Source organism: Staphylococcus succinus, from assembly GCF_029024945.1.
Lineage (GTDB): Bacteria > Bacillota > Bacilli > Staphylococcales > Staphylococcaceae > Staphylococcus > Staphylococcus succinus.
The window spans coordinates 20,885-27,211 of record NZ_CP118978.1 but is presented as its reverse complement, the minus strand read 5'-3'; the positions used below and the strand labels follow the sequence as shown (position 1 = coordinate 27,211).

Below are 6,327 nucleotides of genomic sequence, written 5' to 3'. Positions count from 1 at the left end.
CAATATAACCTCCTAATTAGTTCACTTTGTGTGTTGGAAAATATGGAACAATTTCTTCGCCTAATTCATCTATAATGTCTTCAACAGGTCTTCTACCAATTATAGAAAAGCTAAATATTTGGGTATATAATAATCTTTATTATTATATTTAATTAACAACACAACATCTTTAATTTTTATAGTGACAAAAATGTCAGTATTGTTATTTGTCGTAAATAATACCATAATGATAATATAAAAGATAGATAGGAGGGCGTTTTAATGGAATTACAATTAGCAATTGATTTATTAAATAAAGAGGATGCTGCAGAATTAGCAAATAAAGTTAAAGATTATGTAGATATCGTAGAAATTGGTACACCAATCGTTATAAATGAAGGATTACCAGCTGTACAACATTTAAATGATAATATTGATAGTGTAAAAGTATTAGCAGATTTAAAAATTATGGATGCTGCCGACTATGAAGTAAGCCAAGCAGTTAAATTTGGTGCAGACATAGTAACAATTTTAGGCGTTGCAGAAGATGCATCAATTAAAGCAGCAGTTGATGAAGCACATAAACATGGCAAACAATTATTAGTAGATATGATTGCAGTACAAGATTTAGAAAAACGTGCGAAAGTTTTAGATGATTTAGGCGCAGATTATATCGCTGTTCATACTGGTTATGACTTACAAGCTGAAGGTCAATCTCCTTTAGAAAGTTTACGTAAAGTTAAATCTGTAATTAGTAATTCTAAAGTAGCAGTTGCAGGTGGTATTAAACCAGATACAATTAAAGATATTGTTGCAGAAAATCCTGATTTAATTATTGTTGGTGGCGGCATTGCAAATGCTGATGACCCTGTAGAAGCTGCTAAACAATGTCGTGATATTGTAGATGCCCATACAAATGCATAATCAGTTACAATTAATATTAAATAAGATTAAACTAAATAGATAAAAATGCACATGTAGTTGGTGAAAAAATTAGAAAACATTTTATGTTTAAACTTCCTTTTTCTAGTGTATATAGTACTTAGGTTTTAAAATATAATTGAAAGATAGGTTGTATTATGACTAAAAAAGTAGCAATCATTTTAGCAGATGAATTTGAAGATATAGAATTAACCAGTCCAAAAGAAGCATTAGAAAATGCTGGATTCGAGACTGAAGTTATTGGAGATACAGCAAAACATGAACTTGTTGGTAAGCATGGGGAGAAAGTAACTGTAGATGTTAGCATTGCAGATGCGAAACCAGAAAATTATGATGCATTATTAATTCCTGGCGGATTCTCACCCGATCATTTACGTGGTGATGAAGAAGGTCGCTATGGTACATTTACTAAGTATTTTACTCAAAATGATGTACCTACATTTGCGATTTGTCATGGTCCACTTTTACTAGTTGATACTGATGATTTAAAGGGCCGCACAATAACTGGTGTTATCAATGTACGTAAAGATTTATCTAATGCTGGTGCACACGTTGTTGACGAATCAGTTGTAATAGATAACAATATTGTAACGAGTCGTGTCCCAGATGACTTAGATGATTTCAATAGAGAAATTATTAAAAAATTAAAAGCATAATTTTGTAATATCAATCAGTATTTATTATCTAAGAGACTAACAACAAAGTTTATAACTTTGCTGTTAGTCTCTTATTGTTAGGTTTTTATAAAAATAAAATGAACTTAACTTCATTAAGATAACTTATAATCTACGATAAAATATTAGATATTCTACATACTGTTTTTGTAATGTAACCTATTTCGAAATTCTACTAATCTTTTAACTTCATCTATACTATTAATTGTTGAAAATTACAATGGAGGGCAATTTAATTTATGAATGATATTACCATTATAGGAGCTTCACAAAATAATTTAAAAAATATAGATATAACTATACCTAAACATTTGATTACAGTATTTACAGGACGTTCTGGTTCAGGTAAGTCATCACTGGTATTCAGAACAGTAGCTGCTGAATCTGAACAACTTTTAAATGAAAGTTATTCTAGCTATATTCAATTTCATTTAAATCAGCAACCTAAACCAAAAGTAAAAGAAATTAAAAATCTTCCAGTAGCAATGACGATTAGTCAAAAAAGATTTAATGGTAATTCTCGCTCTACTGTAGGTACAGTATCTGATATATACGCCTCTGTTAGATTGTTATGGTCAAGGATAGGTGAACCTTTTGTCGGTTATTCAGATGCCTTTTCATTTAACAGTCCCAATGGTATGTGTGAAACATGTGAAGGATTAGGTTACATTGAAGACATTAATTTAAATGAGCTCTTAGATTGGAACAAATCTTTAAATGAAGGTGCTATTAATTTCCCATCTTTTGGACCTGATAAAGAAAGAGGGAAAGCTTATCGTGATAGTGGTCTGTTTGATAATGATAAAAAATTAAAAGCATATACAAAAGAAGAATTAGATTTGTTTTTGTATCAGGAGCCAATAAAATTAAAAAAACCACCTGAAGAATGGCGGAAATCAGCAAAATATGTGGGACTTATACCTAGGTTTAGAAGAATATTCTTGGGAGATAAAGAATTTAACAAAAAACGTTATGCTAAACATCTTAAAAATGTTGTGGAAAATAAAATTTGTCCAACTTGTAACGGTCAACGTTTAAATTCGAAAATTTTGAGTTGTAAAATTATGGGGAAAAATATTTCAGATTTTACACAAATGACTGTAAAAGAAAATTTAGCATTTCTTAATAAATTAAATAATTCAACAGCCCAGTTTATTATTGAACCACTCCGAAAACAATTAGAAGCACTTGATTATATAGGATTAAGTTATTTAACTCTTGACCGTGTAACCACTTCTTTATCAGGTGGAGAAGCACAACGGCTTAAATTAATACGACATTTAAATAGTTCGCTATCTGATTTGGTTTATATCATTGATGAACCAAGTGTTGGTTTACATCCAGAGGATATTGCAAAAATAAATGAAATTTTGAAATCTTTAAAACATAAAGGTAATACAGTATTAATTGTAGAACATGATCCTGATGTAATTAAAGAAGCAGATTATATCATTGATATGGGACCAAGTTCAGGGGCGCAAGGTGGAGAGATAACGTTTAAGGGAACATACAAAGAATTATTGTCTTCAGATACATCTACTGGGGAAGCACTACGTATCAAACATCACTTAAAAAATGAGATACGTGAAGCAAAGAGTTTTTATCATCTTGGACCAGTGACCCAAAACAATTTGAAGAATGTGACAGTTGATATACCCAAGCATGTTTTGACAGTATTAACTGGAGTAGCAGGTTCTGGGAAAAGTTCACTTGTTAAGGCAGGTTTTGCAAAAAATGATAATGCAGTATTTATGGATCAAAAAGCGATACAAGGTTCCAATCGGTCTAATTTACTAACTTATTTAGGTGTTTTTGACAGAGTCAGAAATTTTTTCAGCAAAGAAACTGGATTAAATAAATCTATGTTTAGTTATAATTCGAAAGGAGCTTGTGCCAATTGTGGTGGTAAAGGTTATATTGAAACAGAACTTGCATTTATGGGTGAATTTTCACAAACATGTGAAGTGTGTCACGGTAAACGTTATAAGCCAGAAGTGTTGAATGCAACTATAGATGGCTATTCTATTGCTGATTTCCTTGAATTGACTGTTGACGAAGGTATAAGATTTTTTGATAAAGAAAATGAAATTCAGTCTAAGTTACAAGCTATAAGTAAAACTGGATTAAATTACGTAACCCTTGGCCAACCTCTATCTACATTATCAGGTGGTGAAATTCAACGCGTTAAATTAGGCCAATATTTAAATGATGATGTTACAGATAGTATTTTTATATTTGATGAACCTACGACAGGTTTACATGAAGCTGATATTCCTATATTGATAAACTGTTTTAATGATCTTATTGAACAAAATAACACTGTTATTTTAATTGAACATAATTTATCAATTATGTGTGATGCTGATTGGATTATAGATGTAGGGCCAGGCCCTGGTCTAGATGGGGGTAAAGTACAATTTAGTGGCTATCCTATAAACTTTGTTAAAGAGAATAAAACATTAACATCTAAGCATTTGAAACTTTATATAGCAAATGATTAAAATTGTTTCATATTTTCATATAGCATTGGTTAGATTTAGAAATTTTGTAACTTAGCGATTCTGAAAATTATCACATGAAATTAATAAAGAAGTCTATATACTGGTTATAATCTGTATATAGACTTCTTTATATATTTATTATTATGGTTTTAGAATTACTTTAATATTATTATCTTTTTTCTGATCGAAAATATCATACGCTTGTTTTGCATCTTCTAAAGGCATTGTGTGAGTTATAATTTCTGTTGGATCAAAAACTTCATTTTTAATCATTTCATATAATTTTGGCATTTGATGAATAACTGGCGCTTGTCCACTTTTTACTTGGACATCTCTATTAAAAATTAAATCTATTGGATAATTGTCTGCAGGTGTACCGTAAATACCAGTTAATTGAATCGTTCCAAATTTTCTTACTGATTCAGCTGCTGTAATAATTGGACTAATATTACCTCGTTGTGCTGAATTTGAACTTATCTCTAAATCATCTTGAGCAACTTGTCCATCCATTCCAACACAATCTATAACGACATCTGCACCACCGCGTGTGCTTTCACGAAGTAATTTTCCTATATTATCTTCTTTAGAAAAATTATATACTTCAGCGCCATTGGATTTTTTGGCATGGTTTAATCTATGTTCTACATTGTCAATGGCAATCACACGTTCAGCGCCTTTTAATTTAGCAAATTTTTGTGCCATTAAACCGATTGGGCCACAACCAAGAACAATAACGGTATCTCCAGATTTTACGCCTGCATGTTCAACACTCCAATAAGCTGTTGGGACAACATCAGATAAAAATAATACTTGTTCGTCTTTCAAATCACTATCTGGAACTTTGAAAGAGGAGAAATCGGCAAATGGGACTCTTAAATACTCTGCTTGACCTCCCCAGTGGTTTCCGTGCATGCCACCAAAACCGAAAAGTCCACCATTATCCATTTTCCAACTTGCCGGTGATGAGTTAGAATTATCACACTGAGACTCCATTTCATTATTACAATAGAAACAATCGCCGCAACCTATGTTAAAAGGTATAACTACTCTATCTCCCTTTTTTAAGGTTTTAACGTCTTTTCCTACTTCTTCTACAATTCCCATTGGCTCATGTCCAATAACAAAACCAGGATCCATAAATAAATCGCCTTGATGATAAAGATGTAAATCAGAACCACATATACCTGAAGCTGTTATTTTTATTATTGCATCCGTTGATTCTTCTATTATTGGATCATGTACTTCACGAACTTCCATATTTTTATGACCTTGATAAGTAACTGCTTTCATTTAAACCACACTCCTTTAAAAAACTTTACCCTTGATATTATAATGTAAACTCAGAAGAATAAATTGATTTATTACTCTTTTTAGAAAATTGTTAGTTTATATGTTGCAAAATACCAAACATCGCATTTATTTAGCCAAAATTAATAAAAAAGTAATTATAGATAAGTTTAATACACGTAAGCAATATACTATATTAGAATAAAATTAAAGATTTATCTAAAAGTAACTATACAGTTTTGAACTATTTATAAGTAACTGCTGATTTTAAAGAAGAATTTGTGCGTGTTTTCTTAAACCGAAATAAAAATCTGAAAAAGCAAAGGATTTTGATGTTTATTGCTTTTAAAAGCTAGTAATTTAAATGAACATTATGTTATTGCTACTTTTTGGGAAATCAAGCTACTTACAAACTATGGCAAGATTCTCGAGAATATAAAGTATCTCATAAGAAAAGAGGGATAAAAAATGTATAGATCAAGATATTTTCGTTAACGAGCATGTTTTGAAATGATTAAGACACTCTTTTTAAAGAAGTATCTTTTTTATATTACTTTATAGCTTAAAAATTTTGAAAAATTTGTTTAATTTTCATACTTACTTTTTTTCGGTGTAGTTAAAGCTACGACAGCTATAATAATAAATAGTCCATCTACTAGTTGATAGTATCCAAAGGACTCATTTAACCAAGTAATTGAAATGATGGCCAAACCGTCCTCCTTGGCTTTGCAGTACTATCCATAGAACAAATAAAAGCAGCAGTTAAACTGCTTGAAAAAGCATGGTTTGACAAAAATACAAGTAATCATTATAAAGATTAACTTAAAGCGAAGTATAATTATACTTCGCCTTTTTTAATATAGAATCTAATGACCCTATATACACTATTAATATCAGAAAAATATTTTGTGTGTTTAGAGCGTACTTATGTGTCTTTGAGTCGT

At 30.6% G+C, this 6,327-nt stretch carries 4 protein-coding genes and 1 pseudogene; 3 read left to right on the top strand and 2 right to left on the bottom strand.

Annotation, left to right across the window (positions count from 1 at the left end; translation table 11 throughout):
- The first annotated feature begins 261 nt into the window (after positions 1-261).
- The 3 genes from hxlA (at position 262) to PYW31_RS13685 (ending at position 4,096) form a co-directional block, all read left to right on the top strand.
- On the top strand, positions 262-903 hold the full coding sequence (gene hxlA / locus PYW31_RS13695; protein WP_275115352.1) for a 3-hexulose-6-phosphate synthase: 642 nt from the start codon (positions 262-264) through the stop codon (positions 901-903).
- 155 nt (positions 904-1,058) lie between these two features.
- On the top strand, positions 1,059-1,577 hold the full coding sequence (locus PYW31_RS13690) for a type 1 glutamine amidotransferase domain-containing protein (protein ID WP_017723732.1): 519 nt from the start codon (positions 1,059-1,061) through the stop codon (positions 1,575-1,577).
- Positions 1,578-1,834: 257 nt separating this feature from the next.
- Positions 1,835-4,096 (top strand): ATP-binding cassette domain-containing protein, encoded by a 2,262-nt coding sequence (locus PYW31_RS13685; protein ID WP_037551393.1) that lies wholly within the window; start codon positions 1,835-1,837, stop codon positions 4,094-4,096.
- A gap of 141 nt (positions 4,097-4,237) precedes the next feature.
- Here PYW31_RS13685 and PYW31_RS13680 read toward each other — a convergent pair whose 3' ends face one another.
- Positions 4,238-5,386, bottom strand: a complete 1,149-nt coding sequence (locus PYW31_RS13680) for a zinc-dependent alcohol dehydrogenase (protein WP_031882782.1) — start codon at positions 5,384-5,386, stop codon at positions 4,238-4,240.
- Between the two features lie 581 nt (positions 5,387-5,967).
- Positions 5,968-6,090: pseudogene (locus PYW31_RS13675) on the bottom strand (EamA family transporter); the annotation flags it as partial.
- Between the last annotated feature and the right edge of the window lie 237 nt (positions 6,091-6,327).